General features: G+C 70.6%; 13 protein-coding genes. 10 read left to right on the top strand and 3 right to left on the bottom strand.

The features are described 5' to 3' along the window. On the top strand, positions 1-1960 hold a 1960-nt coding region (locus HHX30_RS13260; RefSeq protein WP_169982231.1), incomplete at its 5' end, for a hypothetical protein. After that, positions 1957-3090, top strand: coding sequence for a glycosyltransferase family 4 protein (locus tag HHX30_RS13265; protein ID WP_169982232.1), 1134 nt, complete (start codon positions 1957-1959; stop codon positions 3088-3090). The genes HHX30_RS13260 and HHX30_RS13265, both read left to right, overlap by 4 nt. Here the strand turns inward: HHX30_RS13265 and HHX30_RS43225 are convergent. Then, entirely contained in the window at positions 3065-5887 is a 2823-nt protein-coding gene (locus HHX30_RS43225; protein ID WP_311922351.1) for a N,N-dimethylformamidase beta subunit family domain-containing protein, read from the bottom strand. The genes HHX30_RS13265 and HHX30_RS43225 overlap by 26 nt on opposite strands. A gap of 1075 nt (positions 5888-6962) precedes the next feature. Between HHX30_RS43225 and HHX30_RS13275 the strand changes: the two genes are divergently transcribed. The 3 genes from HHX30_RS13275 to HHX30_RS13285 all read left to right on the top strand — a co-directional run bounded on the left by HHX30_RS13275 (position 6963) and on the right by HHX30_RS13285 (position 11049). Beyond that, complete coding sequence (locus tag HHX30_RS13275; protein ID WP_169982233.1) at positions 6963-9032, top strand: DUF4082 domain-containing protein; 2070 nt, start codon at positions 6963-6965, stop codon at positions 9030-9032. Between the two features lie 101 nt (positions 9033-9133). Continuing rightward, complete coding sequence (rffA, locus tag HHX30_RS13280) at positions 9134-10291, top strand: dTDP-4-amino-4,6-dideoxygalactose transaminase (RefSeq protein ID WP_169982234.1); 1158 nt, start codon at positions 9134-9136, stop codon at positions 10289-10291. Further along, on the top strand, positions 10288-11049 hold the full coding sequence (locus tag HHX30_RS13285) for an N-acetyltransferase (protein WP_169982235.1): 762 nt from the start codon (positions 10288-10290) through the stop codon (positions 11047-11049). Before rffA ends, HHX30_RS13285 begins: the two co-directional genes overlap by 4 nt. Here the strand turns inward: HHX30_RS13285 and HHX30_RS13290 are convergent. Beyond that, positions 11012-12022 (bottom strand): glycosyltransferase, encoded by a 1011-nt coding sequence (locus tag HHX30_RS13290; RefSeq protein WP_311922352.1) that lies wholly within the window; start codon positions 12020-12022, stop codon positions 11012-11014. The two genes, HHX30_RS13285 and HHX30_RS13290, sit on opposite strands and share 38 nt — an antisense overlap. Before the next feature lie 61 nt (positions 12023-12083). Here HHX30_RS13290 and HHX30_RS13295 point away from each other — a divergent pair, with 61 nt between their 5' ends. The 4 genes from HHX30_RS13295 (at position 12084) to HHX30_RS13310 (ending at position 16021) form a co-directional block, all read left to right on the top strand. After that, positions 12084-12533, top strand: a complete 450-nt coding sequence (locus tag HHX30_RS13295) for a GtrA family protein (RefSeq protein WP_169982237.1) — start codon at positions 12084-12086, stop codon at positions 12531-12533. 151 nt (positions 12534-12684) lie between these two features. Beyond that, a complete protein-coding gene (locus HHX30_RS13300; protein WP_169982238.1) occupies positions 12685-13752 on the top strand; it encodes a glucose-1-phosphate thymidylyltransferase in 1068 nt (355 codons plus the stop codon). After that, positions 13749-14726 carry a dTDP-glucose 4,6-dehydratase gene (gene rfbB / locus HHX30_RS13305; RefSeq protein ID WP_169982239.1) on the top strand — a complete coding sequence of 326 codons (978 nt, stop codon included), beginning with the start codon at positions 13749-13751 and terminating at the stop codon, positions 14724-14726. The genes HHX30_RS13300 and rfbB overlap by 4 nt, the downstream gene beginning before the upstream one ends. 38 nt (positions 14727-14764) lie before the next feature. After that, positions 14765-16021 carry a nucleotide sugar dehydrogenase gene (locus tag HHX30_RS13310; RefSeq protein ID WP_169982240.1) on the top strand — a complete coding sequence of 419 codons (1257 nt, stop codon included), beginning with the start codon at positions 14765-14767 and terminating at the stop codon, positions 16019-16021. Positions 16022-16070: 49 nt separating this feature from the next. Here the strand turns inward: HHX30_RS13310 and HHX30_RS13315 are convergent, their stop codons facing one another. Next, positions 16071-16868 carry a peptidoglycan recognition family protein gene (locus tag HHX30_RS13315; RefSeq protein ID WP_169982241.1) on the bottom strand — a complete coding sequence of 266 codons (798 nt, stop codon included), beginning with the start codon at positions 16866-16868 and terminating at the stop codon, positions 16071-16073. 472 nt (positions 16869-17340) lie between these two features. On the opposite strand from HHX30_RS13315, the gene HHX30_RS13320 reads away from it, so the two are divergent. Continuing rightward, positions 17341-18696 (top strand): MFS transporter, encoded by a 1356-nt coding sequence (locus HHX30_RS13320; RefSeq protein WP_169982242.1) that lies wholly within the window; start codon positions 17341-17343, stop codon positions 18694-18696. The last annotated feature ends 10 nt before the right edge of the window (positions 18697-18706 follow it).

Raw genomic sequence — 18706 nt, forward strand, 5'->3', positions numbered from 1 at the left:
CACCACCTACTCCCTGTTCCTGCTCGTGCCCCGCCTGCGCCGCCACTGGAGACGCCCACAGCACCAGGCCTCCCCCTTGTGGTGGTCATGGGCACTCGCCCTGACCATGACCTACCTCCTAGCGCTCGCCGTGGTCACCTTCCTGCGGGGCAACCCCATGACCTGGCCCGCCATGGCCACCGCCGACGTCGACATGCCCTACCACCTGGCTCTGATCGGCGAGCTGCGCAACCACATGCCGCCGAGCGTGCCAATGGTCGCCGGCGAACCGCTCTTCTACCACTGGTTCGTCTACGCCCACTTCGCCGCGTCGAGCTGGATCACCGGCATCGACCCGCTCGTGCTGCTGTTCCGCCTCGGCATGCCGCCCATGATGGCCGCGATCGCGGTGCTGTTCAGCATGGTCGCCAAGCGGGTCGTCGGCTCGGCTGCGGGCGCGCTTGCGGCGCTGGCGGGTACCGTCTTCATGGTCGCCCCAAACCTGTACGTGGGGGCGAACCTCGGCGTGTTCACCTGGCGTGGGTACCAGTCGTGGACCGGCCCGAGCCAGACCTTCGGCGCCCTCCTGTTCGCCCCGGTCGTGCTGCTGACGGCGGACATGCTCCGCGCCCGGCGCCGCGACGCGCGCGCCTGGGTCCTGCTCACCGTGTTCACCGTGGCGGTGATGGGGGCCAAGGCGACCCACCTCACTCCGCTCGCCGCCGGCCTCGCGCTGGTCGCGGGGGTCCAGGCGGTCACGCACCGCCGTCCGCCGTGGCGGGTGCTCGCGATGCTCGCCCTGAGCGTCACGTGCGTGGCGTACGCCCAGCTCGTGCTGTTCGGCGGTGCGCGGCAGGCCATGACGGTGGACCCGCTGTCGCTGCTGCGCCGCGCGTGGGGCGAGCTGACCGGTCACCCCGGCGCGGCCGTGCCCCCGGCGTCGCTCCTCGGGCTCACCACGCTCTACCTGGCGTGCCTCGGGATCACCTGGTGCGGCGTACTCGGGCTGCTCTGCCGGCCACGGCTCCTCCTGCGGCCCGTGGTGACGCTCCTGCTCGGCATGGGCGCGGCGTGCGTGGGCGCGGCGCTGGTGTTCGACCACCCTCACCTCGGGCAGCTCTACTTCTTCGGCGCCGGGTACCCGTACCTGACGATGGTCGCGGTCCACGGGCTCGTCACGGTCGTCCGCCGGGCGGCGCTCACGCCGCGGGCGGTCGTGTACGCGCTGATCGCCGGCATGGCCGGCGCGTACGCCGTGCGCACGCTCTGCGATGTCAGGACGCCGCTGTCCCCGGGGCGGCCGGAGAGCCTCCTCTATCTGCCCTACGCGGTCCTGGCCGTCGCCGGGGCGGTGGCGGCCGTGGTTCTGCTCAGCACCGGGGGCGGCGTGCGCGCCTGCGCCCTCGCGCTGGTCGCGTTCACCGCCGTCGGCTGGCCCGCCGCGTGGTCGGCCCGGGTGCTGTCGGTCGTGGACAGGACGCCGTCGTCCGCCTCATTCGGAGGGGTGCGGCCGGTGCCGCCGCACGCCGTGCCGCCCGGCCTGATGGCGGCGGCGCGATGGGTGCGCGCGCACTCGTCGCCCGGCGACCTGGTGGCGACGAACGGGCACTGCCGCTGGGGATACGACAGTCCCTGCGACAGCCGGCAGTTCTGGGTGTCCGCGCTGACCGAGCGGCGGGTGCTGGTGGAGGGGTGGACGTACACCTCATCGAACATGGACCGCTGGCGTCCCGGCCTGCTGCCCGAGCACATCCCGTTCCGGGACCCGGAGCGGCTGCGGGCCAACGACCTGGTCTTCGTCTCCCCGACATCGGCCGCGGCCCGGCTGCTGCGCGACCGGTACGGCGTGCGCTGGCTTCTGGCGGACGAGCGGTACACGGCCCCGGACGGGAGGCTCGGCGACGTCGCCGAACTGCGGTTCCGCTCCGGCGACTACGCCGTCTACCGCATAGGTGATCGATTCCGGAGAGGTACGACGTGAGAATCCTGCACATCGGATATCGGCTGGCCCCGGAGCCGGGCGGCAAGGAGCGCTACATCGCCCGCCTCGCCCAGGAGGAGCTGCGCCGCGAGCACGAGGTGCTCGTCGCCCGCAGACGCGGCGACGTGCCGCCGGGCGTGGCCCCGGTCGCTCTGGAGCCGACCGTGGCCGGCCGTGCCCTCGCCGGGCGGTCCGACCCCGTCGCGTTCGCACTGGAGTGCGCCCGCGCGCTCCGGCGCCTGGGACCCCTGGACGTGGTCAACCTGCACGGCGACCACCGGGAGGCGCTGTTCCTCGGCCCGGCCGCCGCGCGGCTCGGGATTCCGCTGCTGCTCACTGTGCACGGCGCGCTGGCGATGCGGCACCGGCCGATCATGCCCTGGGCCTTCCGGCGGGTGGGCGGGTTCGTCGCCGTCGGCGCGCGGCCAGCCGCGGAGCTGCGCGGCGCCGGGGTTCCGGCACAGGTGATCAGCACGATGTCCAGCGGCCTCGACCTTCCCCTGCTGGAGGCCGTGAGGGCGCGGACGCCGAGGGAACCCGGCCTGATCGTTAGCGTGGGCAACCTCCTGCCGGTAAAGAACCACGCCCTGACGATCGAGGCGTTCCACCGGCTGCGGGCCGACCGCCCCGGGGCGCGTCTCGTCATCGCGGGCGAGGGCCCAGAACGCGCCCGCCTGGAGCGGCTCGCGCGAGCGGGCCGGGGCGTCGAGCTCGCCGGGCACCTGTCCGGCGGTGAGGTCTACGCGCTGATGGCCAGGGCGGAGGTCTTCGTGCTCGCCTCGCGCAGGCTCCCCGCCATCGGGGAAGGGATTCCGACCGCCGCGCTGGAGGCCCTGGCCCTGGGCACCCCGGTCGTGCTGTCCTCGGAGGCCACCCTCGACCCGGTGGTCACGGACTCCGGCGCGTACCGCGTCTTCCGCAGCGGCTCCGTTGACGACCTCGCCACGCACCTGCGGGTGCTCACCGGGAGCGAGGCCGTACGGACGCGGATGGCCGAGCGGGGACGGCGGGCGGTCGCCGACCTCGACTGGCCTCAAGTGGCCGCCCGGATCGAGGACCGGTATGAGGAGATCAGGCGCGCCTCGCCGGGGAAGGGGCGCCGCGTCACCCGCGTGACCGGGCGGGCGTGAGATAGGCGAGCCGCTCCAGCATGGGGGTGTGACCGGCCCCCATGCGGCGGCCGCTCCGAGACGCCGGCGCGCGGCGGAGCCCCTGGCGAGCGGCGGCCTGCGGCGGATCGGGGTCGAACAGCACGTCCACCCAGTAGTTGGAGGCGTGGTAGGTGTTGCTCGGGAAGGCGTTCGTGGAGCTGTAGCGGTAGACGCCGTTGCCGCCCGCGGCGCCGTCGGCCGGCGCGAAGAGCGGGTCGCGTGTGTAAGGGTTGACGAAGTAGTACGGGTCCACCGAGTAGTACCCCGATGTGGTGAAGTACGAGGCGACGTACGTGGTGCCGGCACTGATCGAGATCGGCGGCGAGAAGGTCGCTTGCTGCCAGCCGCTCGCGCTCTCGCCGCTGAAGGTCACGCTCGCCAGCAGCTGCCCGGTGAAGGTCCACAGGCTGCCGACATGTGTCCCCGTGTTCTGCGGCCCCTTGTAGAACCTGATCCCTCTGATCTTGCCGGATTCGGAGGCCTGGAACTTCACCCCCACGACGACCGGCTTGTTGTCGTCCTGAGACGCGATAAGCGGCGTCGTGGTGTCGTCCCACAACGTGGTGGCCGGCGCGAAGACCACGTCGACGAAATAGTTGCTGGTCTGGTAGGTGGAGGTCGGGAACGAGCTCGCCGAGTTGTAGGTGTACAAGCCGTTGCCCCCGCCGTCGCCGTTCGCCGGGGCGGTGATGAGCCCGTTGGAGTACTGGGTGGTGAAGTAGGGCCTGGTCACCGAGTAGTAGCCGGGTGTGTGGTAGGAGACGACGTAGTCGACGCTCTCGGACACGAGCACGGGATCGGAGAAGTTCACCTGCTGCCAGCCGCTCGCGGTCTCGTTGGTGAAGGTCGCCTGCGCCAGCAGTTGGCCGCCCGCGGTCCACAGGCTGCCGACGTGCGTGCCGGTGTTCAGCGAGCCCTTGTAGAACCTGACCCCGGAGACGTAGCCCGGCGAGGTGAAGCGGAGCCGGACGCCGAGTTCCACCGGGTCGCGATCAGGCCAGCTGGCGTTGGCAGGGGTCTTGTCCGGCGCCCAGAGCGAGCACGGGCACCCCGCGTTGACGGTCACCGTGCGCGTGGCCGGGGTGGTCTGGACGTTGCCGATGTCGTCGATCGCCCGAGCCTGGATCGTGACCGTCTGTGACTTCGGCGTCGTCCAGCGGTACTGCCAGGTGGTCCGGCCCGTCGCGCGGCGCCAGGTCGTGCCGCCATCGGTCGAGACCTCGATCCCGGCCACCACGCCGCCTCCGGTGTCCGCCGCCGTTCCGCTGACCGTCACGGTCGTCCCGCCGGGGACTGTGGCACCGGCCGACGGTATGACGATCGTGGAGGTGGGGGGCGCGGTGTCCGTCGACTGCGTCGCGGGGACCAGTCCCGACTCCAGCGTGGCCGGCTGGACGTTCGCCATGTCGGCGAAGAGGTTCACCGTCGCCTGCTTCATCCGGATGTCGGTGGAGGTGCCGGGACGGTCGTGCACGGCGTCCAGCCCCCAGGCCCACTGGGTGGTCCCGGCGCCGAAGACGACGGCTCCGCTCGCGGCGCGGTAGAGCGACAAGTGGTGCGTGGCCGTCCCCCCGCCATACGCGCTGCCGTAGTTGAGCAGAAACAAGCTGGAGGTGGTCACCTTCGTCTCTGATAGCAGCACCGCTCCAGGCGGGGCGACGCCGTTGTCGGGCGCCTCGTCCCACTCGTAGCCGAGGGTGCCGTTGGGGAAGACGGCGACCTGGCCGGGCTGGAGGTTCGCGATCGAGGTGTTGCGCCACAGCCGCATCGCGGCGTAGTCGGACGAGACGGTCATCGCGTCCGAGGCGACGCCGTTGATTCGGAAGAGCGTCCCCGTCACGGCGTTCTCGGGCCGACCGCCGTCGGAGGGCGGGGAGAAACGGGGGTCCCGCCACGTTCCGGTCCACGTCGTGGTGGGGTCGATCTTGGCGTTGGCGAGGGTCTCCTTGTAGCAGACGATCGTGCGGAAGGGGGTGCCGGAACCGTCGATGCTGCTTTCCCACCTCGTCTTCCAGAACGACTCGTTTCCGGAGAAGAACGCGACGCCGACGCCGTTGTCCCTGGCGTTGGTCACGTTGACGCGCGTCTCGTTCGACCAGTACTCGTCGTGCCCGGACGACATGAAGATCTTGTGGTTGAGCATGGCCGACGGGCGCGAGGCGGTGTCGACCCCGCTGGTGTAGGCGACGTCGTAGCCGTTCGCCTCGAGCCACCTGATCATCGGGTATTCGGAGTCGAAGAAGTTGGACTGTGGAGAGGAGGCCCGGGTGAGGAGCGGGCGGTTATAGCTGACCTTGTACGCGCGGCCCGCCGGACTGCCGGTGTAGAGGCTGTTGCCGCCGTAGTTGTTGTACGCCTGCCAGGTCGTGTCGGAGGTCTGCACGAGGATGTCCGAGTTACGGGCATCGTTTCGCACGACGAAGATGTTCTGGCTGACGCCTCCGGTGCCGTCGGTGGGGACGAAGTTCGCGAGGTAGACGCCCGAGACGGCGTCGGCGGGCACGGACCAGGACGCGGAGACGCTCCAGTTGCCGCAGTCGATGAGGCCGGTCGCCGAGTCGGTGAGACAGTTCGGCTGCGCCTGCGGGAGCGGCACCGACGGGAGCAACGTGGCCACCAGGCGTGCGCCGAGGCCCTGGTAGTAGCCGACGCGGTAGATGTCGATCCGGTACGCGGTGATGCTCGGCGCGCGCACCTTGAACTGCTGGGTCTGCCCGGCGTTGACGCTCATCTGGGTGGGGAAGCCGTTGATGGCGCTGCTCCCCGCCCCGGGCACGTCCCATTGCGATGGCGGAGTACCCGGCAGGCTGTTTTCGAGGCAGATTATCGAGGTGGACGGACAGGTCGCGCGGGCTCCCCGGCGGAGCGGCCGGCCGTGCGCCGGGGTCGGCTCCGGGTGGCCGGGCGGGGGACTGTTCACGGCGCTCGCGCTGGACGAAGACACGCCCGGTGACGTGTGCGGTGACGGGGACCGGGACACGGACGGGGACACGCTTGGGGACGGCGTGCCGTTCCCTGGGGAAACGGCGCCGGATGGGCTCTCGGTGGAGCCAAGCATGGACGGGCCGGGGGAGACGCCGGGCGGAGAGGAGGGCGAGGAGGCGGGCGTGGCCGAGGGCAGGCCGCCCCCGGGGGATCGGGTGACTGCGTCCACTATCTCGCCCCGGCCCCCGCCGGTCTCGCCGGCGGCCCGAGCGGGCGTCCATGCGGCCCCGAGCAGGACCGTGGCGCTGGAGACGGCGCAGAGGATCCGCGCGGCCGGGGTCGCCCACCGCGGGCCTGCGGCCCCTTTCCGTTCGCCTGGCATCTTGCCCCCTGATCGTGCGGCGGAACGCCGTGAACGGGGGGAGACCAGGGCAGGATAACGACGGCCCGGCCCCGACCGGCGTCACCCGGGAAACGGTGTGTTCTTGATGAACCGGAAAAAGTTTCTCTTTGCTCGGTTCCAACCCGGATGCGGGTGCTTATCGCCATATAGCGGCATCGCATCGGCTTCGCGCCTCGGAGCCAGTCGTAGTAGCGAAAAGACAGGAAAAGGCTGGTAATCATGAATGCCCGGGAGTAGCGTTCACGCCAGTGGGCTTTTATGTAGATCGTCCCCGCCCACGTATAGATCGTCGGCACAGGCGCGGCAATCAGCGATTTCCCCCGCCCTTACTCGCGCCACTGTTTCCGAGTGACAACTCTCAGCCCTGGTGCCCGGCCGACTCCACCGGCCGGCACCGCCGCACGGCCGAACCCGGCCGGTCGCCAGACCACGCACAAGAGCACAGAGAGCTGTTTCGCATACAGGTCCCATCACACGCACGCGACGACGTGCGTTCCGAAGCACGACGCGAGGCAGGTCGGAAATGAATCGCACAGCCGGAACAGACAGACGCGGGCGTGAGCCCGCGGCGGCCGGAACCCACCCACGTCGCCGTGATCGCTCGCGGCACACCCGCCGGCATCGGCTGGCCGCGGCACTGGCTGCCGCGCTGGCCGCCGGCGGCCTCCTCGTGGTGCCGGGGAAGGCCGACGCCGCCACGCCGAACCTCGGCAACTCCGCCACATACGCGGTTCTGGCCTCGGTCTCGGTCACGAACACCGATCTCACCCAGGTCACCGGAAATCTCGGGGTGAGCCCCGGCAACTCGGTCAGCGGCTTCCCGCCCGGCACCGTCAACGGGACCATCCACGCGGGGGACTCGGCCGCGGCGAGCGCCATGTCCGACGCGGTAGCGGCGCGCGACGCCATCACCGGGATGTCCCGCACCGCCCTCATCGGTCCCAACCTCGGCGGGACGACCTTGGGCCCTGGTGTCTACGACTCGACCACCGGCGCCTACTCCCTTGACGGCACGCTCACCCTCGACGCCCAGACCAACCCGGACGCGATCTTCGTGCTCCGTGCCTCCAGCCTGAGCGCCGCCAGAGTCAGCAACATCGCCCTCGTGAACGGCGCCCAGGAGGACAACGTCTACTGGCAGTTCACCGGCACCGCGTCGCTGGGCATGTGGGCCACGTTCCGGGGAAACGTCCTTGCCAACGGCAACGTCTCGGTGGGCCCTGGCGCGAACGTCTTCGGCCGGATGTTCTCGCTCGGCGGCACGGTCGCCATCCAGGGCACCTCGCAGATCCCCGCCACGCTCATCATGCTGCCGAACAACCCGCCCACGACCACGACCCTGACCGCCTCCCCCAACCCCGCGCACACCGGGAAAGTGGTCACCTTCACCGCGAACGTGCAAGCGCAGTCCGGTTCGGTCGTCCCGGCCGGAGAAGTGGCCTTCAAAGACAACGGTGTGCTCCTCGGCAAGGCCAGGCAGAGCAACGGCCAGCCCGCGGTGTTCACGACGTCCCGCCTCGCCGCCAGGCAGCATCAGATCACCGCCGTCTACCTCGGCGGCGACACGTTCGACAACGAGGCGCTCATCCACTTCGCGCCCAGCACGTCGCAGCCGGTCGTGCAGACCGTGACGACCACCGCCCTCTGGAGCGACAGCGCGACCCCCGCGGTCGCCTCGCAGAACGACTCGAACCCCGTGGTGCTCGGGGTGAAGTTCCGCTCCAGCCAGGACGGCATGATCACAGGGATCCGTTTCTACAAGGGCCCGCAGAACACCGGCACGCACACCGGGAGCTTATGGACGGCCGACGGCCAGCGGCTGGCGACCGTGATATTCACCGGAGAGACCGCATCCGGCTGGCAGGCGATGAGCTTCCCGGACCCCGTGGCCATCTCCGCCGGCACGACGTACGTCGCGTCGTACCACACGACGTCGGGGTACTACTCGGTGGACCGGGACTACTTCAACTCCCAGTACGTGAACAGCCCGCTCGTCGGCCTCGCCAGCGCCGCGTCCGGGGGCAACGGCGTGTACACCTACAGCGCCACCGACACCTTCCCCACCAGTTCCTACCGCGCCTCGAACTACTGGGTCGACGTCATGTTCAACCCGGCGTCCACCCTCTGGCCCGATACCACGACGCCGGGGGGCGTGACCCAGTCCGACTCGCAGGCCGTGTCCCTCGGGGTGAAGTTCCGGACCACCCAGGACGGCGTGATCACCGGGATCCGGTTCTACAAGGGTCCGCAGAACACCGGCACGCACACCGGGAGCCTGTGGACGGCCACCGGCGGGCCGCTCGCTAGCGCGACGTTCACCGGCGAGACCGCGTCCGGGTGGCAGACCGTGCTCTTCCCGACCCCGGTGGCCGTCTCAGCCGGCACGACGTACGTCGCGTCGTACCACACGACGTCGGGGTACTACTCGGCCGACCGGAACTACTTCAACTCCCAGTACGTGAACAACCCGCTCATAGGCCTCGCCGACGCCGCGTCGGGCGGCAACGGCGTCTACACCTACAGCGCGACCGACATCTTCCCCAGCAACACCTACCACGCTTCGAACTACTGGGTGGAGCCGATTCTCGAGTGAGGCGGTTGACGCGCGGCCACCGGTAAGGCTTGCGCAATGACATCGCCACGGCGGGCGGTCGGCCGCGTCCACCCCCGCCGGGGCGATGTTCACTACCGGGGGTGAGCACAACCAGCCTGACGGCGGTTCCCTTCAACCGGACCCACGTCTGCGACAACGAGCTCGGCTATCTCGCCGAGGCCGTACGCCATGGATTCACGTGCGGCGACGGGCCCTTCACCCGCAGGGCCACCGAGCTCCTGCGCGAGCTGACCGGTGCCGGCCATGCGCTGCTGACCACCTCCTGCACACACGCGCTGGAGATGTCGGCGATCCTGCTGGACCTGCGGCCCGGCGACGAGGTGATCATGCCGTCGTTCACCTTCGTGTCCACCGCCAACGCGTACGCGCTGCGCGGGGCCGTGCCGGTGTTCGTGGACTGCCGTCCCGACACCCTGAACATCGACGAGCGCCTGATCGAGGCCGCGATCACCGACCGCACGCGGGCCGTCGTGGTCGTCCACTACGCGGGCGTGGCCTGCGAGATGGACGCCGTGCAGGCCCTCGCCGACCGGTACGGCCTGGCTGTTGTCGAGGACAACGCCCACGGCCTGGGCGGGTTCTACCGGAACCGGCCTCTCGGGTCTTTCGGGTGCATGGCGGCCCAGAGCTTCCACGCGACGAAGAACGTTCAGTGCGGAGAGGGCGGGGCCCTGCTGCTCCAGGACGCCACCCTCGCCGCGCGGGCGGAGATCATCCGGGAGAAGGGCACCGACCGCAGCCGCTTCTACCGCGGTCAGGTCGACAAGTACCAGTGGATCGACATCGGCTCCAGCTACCTGCCCTCGGACGTCCTCGCCGCCATGCTGACGGCCCAGTTGGAGTCGTTCGGCCCCATCCAGGCGCGGCGTCACACGGTGTGGCAGGCCTACCATGAAGGGCTGTCGGAGTGGGCGGGGGACAACGGCGTCGCCCAGCCGGTGGTGCCGGACGACCGCCGGCATCCGGCACACCTCTACTACCTGCTGCTGCCCGACCTGCATCACCGGCAGGCGTTCCTCGCCCATCTCGCGGCCGCGAGCGTGCAGGCGGCGTTCCACTACCAGCCGCTGCACCATGCCGTCGCGGGTCTGCGCTACGGGCGCACCGCGCCCGGCGGCTGCCCCGTGACGGAGCACGTCGCGGACCGGCTCGTACGGCTTCCGCTGTTCGCGGGGCTGGACGACGCCGGCGTCACCCGGGTGATCGAGGCCGTGCGCGGTTACAGGGTGGACCGATGAGCTGGCGGGACGTGACGGAGCCCGGCGTGGTGCTGACGGTACCGTCGCCGGTGGAGTCCGCGAGGTTCGGCCGTTCGGTCGAGCGTCTCACCGTCTCCGCCTCGTCCGCGGCGCCGCTGGAGACGGTGCGCGACGCGGTGGCGCGGTCGGCGGCGGACGTCGTCATCCTGCGGTACCCGGCCGAGTACGTCGGCTGGTTCGCCGGGCTGACGACGCTCGGCCGCACCGCCGTGCTGGCCGACTCGCTGGTCTACTGGCGGCTGCGGGCGGGGGAGGGCCGCCGGCCCCAGCCGGTGGAGGGCCTGGCCGTGGACGGTGTGCCGGCCGCGGCGGAGGTGCGCGCCTTCGTCCGGCGGACCTTCGGGGCGTACGGCAACCACTACCTCGCCAACCCGCTGTTCGGCGCCGCGGACGCGGCCGAGGGCTACGAGGAGTGGGCGCTGCGGTCGGCGGCGCGGGACGGATGCGTGACCCTGCGAGACCCGGACGGCGTGCTCGCGCTCGCCACGATCGAGCAGGACGGTCCGCGCACCGAGATCCTGCTCGCCGGTGTGACCCCCGCGGCGCAGGGGCGCGGCGTCTACGCGCACCTGCTCGCGGCGGTCGAGGACCGCGCAACCTCACGCGGCGCGGCCGAGGTCGTCATCTCCACCCAGGGGCACAACACGCGCGTGCAGAGGGCATGGGCGAGGTACGGGTTCGAGCCGGTCCACACCCTCCTCACCGTGCATCTGATCCGGGGCCCGCTGCCGCGCTGAACACGGACGCCTGCCGGGGAGGGGAGCCGGCCCGCTCGCGGATCACGTAGGTCGGGCGGCCCATGCCGCCGCCGTGAATGCGCCCGATGTACTCCCCGAGCACGCCGATCGAGATCAGTTGCGCGGCGGAGAACAGGGCGACCATCGAGGCCAGCGTGGTGAACCCGGCGACCGTGATGCCTCCCGTGAGGAAGCGCCACAACACCGCTCCGCCGAGCGCCAGGCCCACGATGCCGACCAGGAACCCGAGGTAGCTGGCCGCCCTGAGCGGGGCCGCGCTGTATCCGACCAGCATGTTCAGGGTGTGCCGGACGAGCAGCCGGGGCGTGTAGTTGGACCTGCCGTGGCCGCGCTCGTCCATGTGCACCGACGCGGAACCGACCCGGGTGGTCGCCCACGACAGCGCCACGTCGACGGAGGCGTGCGGCCCGGTCAGTCCCTCGAACGCGTCCCGCAACGGGGTGCGGAAGGCGCGGAACGCGCTGATCGCTCGTGCGGCGCCGACGCCGAGCGTGGCCGCCATTCCCGCCTTCACCGAGCGCGACGCGAAACTGCGCAGGAACCCGTGCTCCTCCTGGTACGGCACTCCGTACACCAGGTCGAGCCGTTCCCGCTCCAGCGCGTCCAGCAGCACCGGGATCTGCTCCGGCGGGTGCTGCAGGTCGTCGTCCATGGTGACGACCACATCGAACCTCGCCTCCCGGATGCCCGCCACCAGGGCGTTGTGCTGCCCGTAGTTGCGCGACAGGTGGAGGGCGCGCACGCCGTCCACCTCGCCGGCCAGCCGGGACGCGGTGAGCCAGGTGTCGTCCGGGCTCCCGTCGACGACGAGGATCACCTCGTGCGGCGGGGACAGCCGGCGCAGGACCGGCATGAGCCTGGCGACCAGCGACGGAAGGGTCCGCGCTGAGCGATAACACGGAATTACCACCGACACCGACATCGATTCCCCTGGTTCGTTAGCGCGGTTCATGAGCACCGGCGATTACACTCCTGCTGACCGGTCTCGGTAGCACATCCGGAGTGATTCAATCATGCTTGAACTGGAAAGCCGGAGTGCCCGGAAAGCCCGGGTCGCGGCCCTCCCGGCTGTTCTCGGCCAGCGCATCACATACCTGCTGGCGGGTGCGGCAACGGCGGGGGTGTATTACGTTCTTCTTGGCCTGGGTTTGCTGCTGACCAGGAATTCGGTGCCCTATCTTTTCCTCGTCGTGGGCTGCCATTTCGTCACCGTTGTGACCGTCTATCCGGCGTACCGGCTCGTCGTCTTCCGTGGCTGCTCGACCGGCTGGATCATCGGCTACCTGCGCTTCTACGCCGTGGGGCTGACCTTCCTCGGCGTGTCCGTGGTGGGACTGCCGCTACTGGTGGAGTTCGCCGGGATTCCGCTCATGGCGGCGCAGGCCCTGATAATCCTGCTGAGCCCGCCGCTGAGTTACCTCGCAAACCGGTTCTGGGCTTTCCGGGCGACCGGCATCGCCTGAGCTCCGCAACCCGTGTCACGCCGTACGGCAAAACGGGGAGCGGCGATCCGCGGCCGATTACCGGTGGCTGTTATTTTCGGGCGATCGGCCGGTGGTGCGCGTCCCGGGCAATCCCATCGGCGGCCAAATTCTAGGAAAGGAACAGAAGAGCGTGAAGGCACTCGTCCTGGCGGGCGGCAAGGGCACGAGATTGCGCCCGCTGACCCATACCTCGGCCAAACAGCTCGTTCCCGTCGCGAACAAGCCGGTGCTCTTCTACGGGCTGGAGGCGATCAGGGACGCCGGCATCACGGACGTGGGGATCATCGTCGGCGACTCGGGCCGGGAGGTCCGCGAGGCCGTCGGCGACGGTTCGGCGTTCGGGCTCGACGTCACCTACATCCAGCAGGAGGCGCCGCTCGGGCTGGCGCACTGCGTCCTCGTCGCGCGGGAGTTCCTCGGCGACGACCCGTTCGTCATGTACCTTGGCGACAACTTCCTGGTCGGCGGCATCGGCGGCCTGGTCGAGGCTTTCCGCGCCGAGGACTGCGACGCCCGGATCCTGCTCACCCGGGTGGCCGAGCCGCAGTTCTACGGCGTCGCCGAGCTCGGCCCGGACGGGGAGATCGTCGCGCTGGAGGAGAAGCCCGAGCACCCGCGCAGCGACCTGGCGATCGTCGGGGTCTACGCGTTCTCCCCGGCCGTCCACGAGGCCGTACGCGCGATCACGCCGTCCGCCAGGGGCGAACTGGAGATCACCGACGCGATCAAGCGGCTCATCGACACCGGCCACCGCGTGCGGTCGCACTTCGTCACCGGTTACTGGCGTGACACCGGCCGCCTGCAGGACATGCTGGAGTGCAACCGCATCGTGCTGGAGGCGGTCGAGCCCGACGTGGCGGGCACCGTGGACGGGCTGTCGGAGGTCAGCGGGCGCGTCGTGATCGCCCCCGGCGCCGTCGTGGAGGGCTCGGTCATCCGCGGCCCCGTGGTGATCGGCGCCGACACCAAGATCATCGGATCGTACGTCGGACCGTACACGTCCATCGGCGAGGGCTGCGTGATCGAGGACGCCGAGGTTGACTACAGCATCGTGCTCGCCGACTCGGCCGTCCGGGGCGTCTGCGGCATGACCCACTCGCTGATCGGCCGCAACGCGGAGGTCACGAAGGCGACCGGGGTGCCCAACGCCTACCAGCTCATGATCGGAGACCACAGCAAGGTGCAGGTGCGCGCATGAGGCTCCTCGTCGCCGGCGCGGCCGGCTTCATCGGGTCCCACTACGTCCGCTCGCTGCTGTCGGGCGCCTACCCCGGCTACGAGGACGCCGAGGTCACGGTGCTGGACAGGCTCACCTACGCCGGCAACCCGGCCAACCTGGCACCGGTCGAGGCCGACCCGCGGTTCACGTTCGCGTACGGCGACGTGTGCGACGCGGACCTGCTGGCCGAGCTGGTCCCCGGGCACGACGTGGTCGTGAACTTCGCCGCCGAGACCCACGTCGACCGCTCGATCACCGGTGCGGGCGACTTCGTGACGACCAACGTGCTGGGCACGCAGCGGTTGTTGCAGGCCGCCCTGGAGGCGGGCGTGCGCACGTTCGTCCAGGTGTCCACCGACGAGGTGTACGGCTCGATCGACGAGGGGACGTGGACGGAGGCGGAGCCGCTGCTGCCGAACTCGCCCTACTCGGCCGCCAAGGCCGGGGCCGACCTGCTCTGCCGCGCCTACCGCCGCACGTACGGGCTGGACGTCCGGCTGACCCGGTGCTGCAACAACTACGGGCCGTACCAGTACCCGGAGAAGGTCATCCCGCTGTTCGTCACCAACCTGATCGACGGGCGGCCCGTGCCGTTGTACGGCGACGGCCGCAATGTGCGGGAGTGGCTGCACGTGGACGACCACTGCCGGGGCATCCAGCTCGTGCTGGACAAGGGGGAGCCCGGCGAGGTCTACAACATCGGCGGCGGGACCGAGCTGAGCAACCTCGATCTCACCCGCCGGATCCTGGACGCCCTCGGCGCCGGCTGGGAGATGGTCGAGCGCGTGCCCGACAGGCCGGGGCACGACCGGCGCTACGCGCTGGACAGCGGCAAGATCCGCGCGATCGGCTACGAGCCCCGGGTGGACTTCGACGAGGGGCTCGCGGACCTCGTGCGCTGGTACCGGGACCACCAGGACTGGTGGCGCCCGCTGACGAACCGCCGCGGCTGAGCCGGCACATCGTGACAGACAAGGGACGGGGGTCCTTGATGGAGAAACTGGTCGTGGTCGGGCAGGGGTATGTCGGCCTGCCGCTGGCCGTCCGCGCGGTGGACGCCGGATTCGACGTGGTGGGCGTCGAGGTGGACGAGTGGCGGGTCAAGCGTCTCAACGCCGCCCAGTCGTACGTCGAGGACGTCGGCGACGACGCGCTGGCGGCGGCGCACGCGACGGGCCGCTACCGGGCGAGCGCCGACTATGCCGACGCCGAGGGCTTCGACGTCTGCGTGATCACCGTGCCGACGCCGCTGACCGACGGCGTGCCCGACCTCAGCCACATCGCGTCGGCCGGGCGGTCGCTCGCCCCCCGCCTCCGGGCGGGCGCGACCGTGGTGCTGGAGTCGACCACCTATCCCGGCACGACGGAGGAGTACCTGCGGCCGATCCTGGAGGAGGGGTCGGGGCTGCGCGCCCCCGGAGACTTCCACCTGGGCTACAGCCCGGAGCGGATCGATCCCGGCAACGCGCTCTGGGGTCTGGAGAACACGCCGAAGGTCGTCTCCGGTCTCGACGCTGCCGCCCTCGCGCGGGTCCGCGCCTTCTACGAGGCCGTCGTCGAGCGGGTCGTCCCCGTGTCCTCGCCCCAGGTGGCCGAGTTGTGCAAGCTGCTGGAGAACACCTTCAGGCACGTCAACATCGCCCTGGTCAACGAGCTTTCGGTGTTCGCGCGGCAGCTCGGCATCGACGTGTGGGAGGCCATCGACGCGGCCTCGACCAAGCCGTTCGGTTTCATGCGCTTCACCCCCGGGCCCGGCGTCGGCGGCCACTGCCTGCCCATCGACCCGTCGTACCTGTCCTGGAAGGTCAAGCGCAGCCTCGGGCACAACTTCCGGTTCGTGGAGCTGGCCAACGACGTCAACGACCACATGCCCGCGCACGTCGCCGACCGGCTGGTCCTGGCGCTGAACGACCGGCGCAAGGCCGTGAACGGCAGCCGTGTGCTGCTGCTCGGCCTGTCGTACAAGAAGAACACCGGCGACTGCCGCGAGTCCCCGGCGCTGGAAGTGGCCAGGCACCTGCGCAAGCTGGGCGCGGACGTGCGCGCGGCCGACCCCCACGTCGACCTCGCCCTCGTGCCGGAAGGGGTGGCGCTCGCCGAGGCGTCGCCGCGGGAGATCGCGGTGGCCGACGCCGTCGTGATCCTCACCGACCACGACTGCTTCGACTACGCCCTGGTCCAGCGCGAGAGCGCCTTCGTCCTCGACACCCGCAACCGCTGCCGGGGGCCCAACGTCGAGCGGCTGTGACACCGCCGGCACGGGCGGCCCCCCAAAGGAGGGGGCCGCCCGTGCCGTGTCAGCGGGACAGGTCGTGCGGACCCACCGCGGGACCGTGCTCGTACGGCAGGTCGCCGATGAGCGCGACTCCCTCGTAGTCGTCCGTCAGCGCGAGCCGCGGCGGCGGGGGCTCGTCCCGTCCGGACCCGCGACCGCCGAGACGGCGGGCGACGTCGTCCCGCAGCCGCGGCAGGTACGCGTAGAGGCGGTCGCCCGGGCAGGCGGTCCGGTTGAGGTCGCGGTGGCCGACGATCGCCTCGTGCGGGTCGAGGTCGTACGCGTCGCACAGCCAGGCGAGCAGCGTGGTCAGCGCGGACAGCTGGCGGGCCGGGGGCAGGAGGGAGGTGTACGTCCCCTCGGTCTCGATGCCCAGCGTGTGGTCGTTGTGGTCGGCCGCCTGCGCGCCCAGCACGTGCCTGCCCGCCTCGACGGCCGGCAGCGAGCGGTTGCGGCCCTCCATCACGTATCCGCCCCGGCTGACGGTGAACTGCTCGCCGATGTCCTCCCAGCCGTTGCGCCGCATGTGGTAGCGCTGGATCGACCGGGACAGCCGGAAGGCGGCCTCGAGGTCGGCCGGGCCCGTGTTCGCCGTCGCCGTGTGGTGGACGACGAGCCGGTCGGGCGCCCGGTCGAGCACCTCGGCCTTGCTCCTCGGCGGTTCGGCCTCCCAGTCGGACCGGGTGTACACGCGCGGCCGCCGCGGGCGGTTTCCGGCCCAGACGGGCGTGGCGACGGCGACGATTCCACCGTGTGCGGCCAGGAGCGCCGGCAGCAGGAACCCCGACCTAAGGAACGCGCGGCGCGAGACCGCTGGCATCCGTCCTCCCCGAGTGCGCGCGGGCCCTCGGGGGCCCTCGTCCGGGGGGAGGCGGCATCGGTATCCCCTTTCTCCGCCGCGGATATTCCTGCGGTCGGAAAACCGGTCACATGTCAACCGAAATGTCCGTGCCATCCCGCGGCGGAAAATGCCGCAGTCCGGTCACGGAATGGCGCTACCGCGATCGCGGGAATTTCACGAAATACCCGCGTTACGGGCCGGGGCCGATGTGCTGACCTTGTGTGACGGCGGCAGGCCGGGCGCGGATCGCGCGACGTCACGCGGAGGAAACGCGGGCCACACGAGGGGCACGCCCGTGTTAACCCGATGTTGCATCCGTTATGCCTGTGGATTGCGTGTTTCGCGGGTGCGGCACATGTAACGGCCGCACGGTCACGCATGGTCAAAGTGCGTAACGCGCTCTTCCTAGCTTCTGATACCGGCCCCAGCCGACACAGACGCGGGAGGAACGATGACGGCGACACAGGCGGCGACACCCGGGAAGGGCCGCTGGATCGGTGACTGGAGACCGGACGACTCCGCCTTCTGGGAGAGCTCCGGCAAGAAGGTGGCCCGGCGGAACCTGGTGTTCTCGATCCTGGCCGAACACCTCGGGTTCACGTTGTGGACCGTGTGGAGCATCGTCGCCGTCAAGCTCGGCGCCTACAAGTTCTCCACCGACCAGCTCTTCTGGATCGTCTCGCTGCCCAACCTGGTGGGCTCCGCGCTGCGCATCCCCTACACCTTCGCGCCCGCCCGGTTCGGCGGCCGGAACTGGACCGTGGTCAGCGCGCTGCTGCTGCTGGTGCCCGCCGGCCTGCTCGCGGTGGCGGTGAACGACCCCGGTACGCCCTACTGGGCCTTCCTGGCGATCGCGGCGACGGCCGGGCTCGGCGGCGGCAACTTCGCCTCAAGCATGGCCAACATCACCTACTTCTACCCGCAGAACAGGCAGGGCGCCGCCCTCGGCCTGAACGCGGCCGGCGGCAACATCGGCGTCAGTTCCGTGCAGCTGCTGATGCCGCTGGTCATCGCGGGGTTCGGGCTGGCCGCCGCCGGGTTGTTCTGGGTGCCGTTCATCCTGGCCGCCGCCGCCGGGGCGTACTTCTGCATGGACAACCTCACCTCGGCCAAGGCGGAGCCGAAGGAGATGGCCAAGGCGGCCGGCCGGGCGCAGACGTGGATCATGTCGATCCTCTACATCGGCACGTTCGGCTCGTTCATCGGCTACTCGACGGCGTTCCCGCTGCTCATCAAGTCGCAGTTCCCCGAGCAGGCCGCGCTGACCTCGCTCGCGTTCCTCGGCCCGCTGGTCGGCTCGGTCATCCGGCCCGTCGGCGGCTGGCTGTCGGACCGCCTCGGCGGAGCCTCGGTGACGTTCTGGAACTTCGCCGCGATGATCGTCTCGGTCCTGCTCGTCTGGCAGGCCACGACCGCGCACAGTTTCGCGCTGTTCTTCGCCGCCTTCATGCTGCTGATCGGCACCGCGGGCGTCGGCAACGGCTCCACGTACCGGATGATCCCGGCGATCTTCCGGGCGAAGGCCGTAGGCGGCCTCGATCCCGGCACCCCGGCGTACGAGGAGGCGCTGGCGACCGGCAAGCGCGACGCGTCGGCGGCCATCGGGTTCATCTCCGCGATCGGCGCCTTCGGCGGGTTCTTCATCAACCGCGGCTTCGGCAGCTCCATCGCCGCCACCGGCGGCGCGGGGGCCGCGCTGGCGGCCTTCGCCGCCTTCTACGCGGTCTGCTTCGCGCTCACCTGGTTCTGCTACATGCGGACCCTCGGCGCGAAGGCAGCGCCGAGCCTGGCGGCCGCCCGCGTCTGAACTCCCGATG

The sequence above is a fragment of the Microbispora sp. H10836 genome, from assembly GCF_012999525.1.
Lineage (GTDB): Bacteria > Actinomycetota > Actinomycetes > Streptosporangiales > Streptosporangiaceae > Microbispora.

Excerpts from the sequence above, each read along its gene's own strand:
- HHX30_RS13275 (WP_169982233.1), top strand. The coding sequence starts at position 6,963 with ATGAATCGCACAGCCGGAACAGACAGACGCGGGCGTGAGCCCGCGGCG.
- HHX30_RS13285 (WP_169982235.1), top strand. The coding sequence starts at position 10,288 with ATGAGCTGGCGGGACGTGACGGAGCCCGGCGTGGTGCTGACGGTACCG.
- HHX30_RS13290 (WP_311922352.1), bottom strand. The coding sequence starts at position 12,022 with ATGAACCGCGCTAACGAACCAGGGGAATCGATGTCGGTGTCGGTGGTA.
- HHX30_RS13295 (WP_169982237.1), top strand. The coding sequence starts at position 12,084 with ATGCTTGAACTGGAAAGCCGGAGTGCCCGGAAAGCCCGGGTCGCGGCC.
- rfbB (WP_169982239.1), top strand. The coding sequence starts at position 13,749 with ATGAGGCTCCTCGTCGCCGGCGCGGCCGGCTTCATCGGGTCCCACTAC.
- HHX30_RS13310 (WP_169982240.1), top strand. The coding sequence starts at position 14,765 with ATGGAGAAACTGGTCGTGGTCGGGCAGGGGTATGTCGGCCTGCCGCTG.
- HHX30_RS13315 (WP_169982241.1), bottom strand. The coding sequence starts at position 16,868 with ATGCCAGCGGTCTCGCGCCGCGCGTTCCTTAGGTCGGGGTTCCTGCTG.
- HHX30_RS13320 (WP_169982242.1), top strand. The coding sequence starts at position 17,341 with ATGACGGCGACACAGGCGGCGACACCCGGGAAGGGCCGCTGGATCGGT.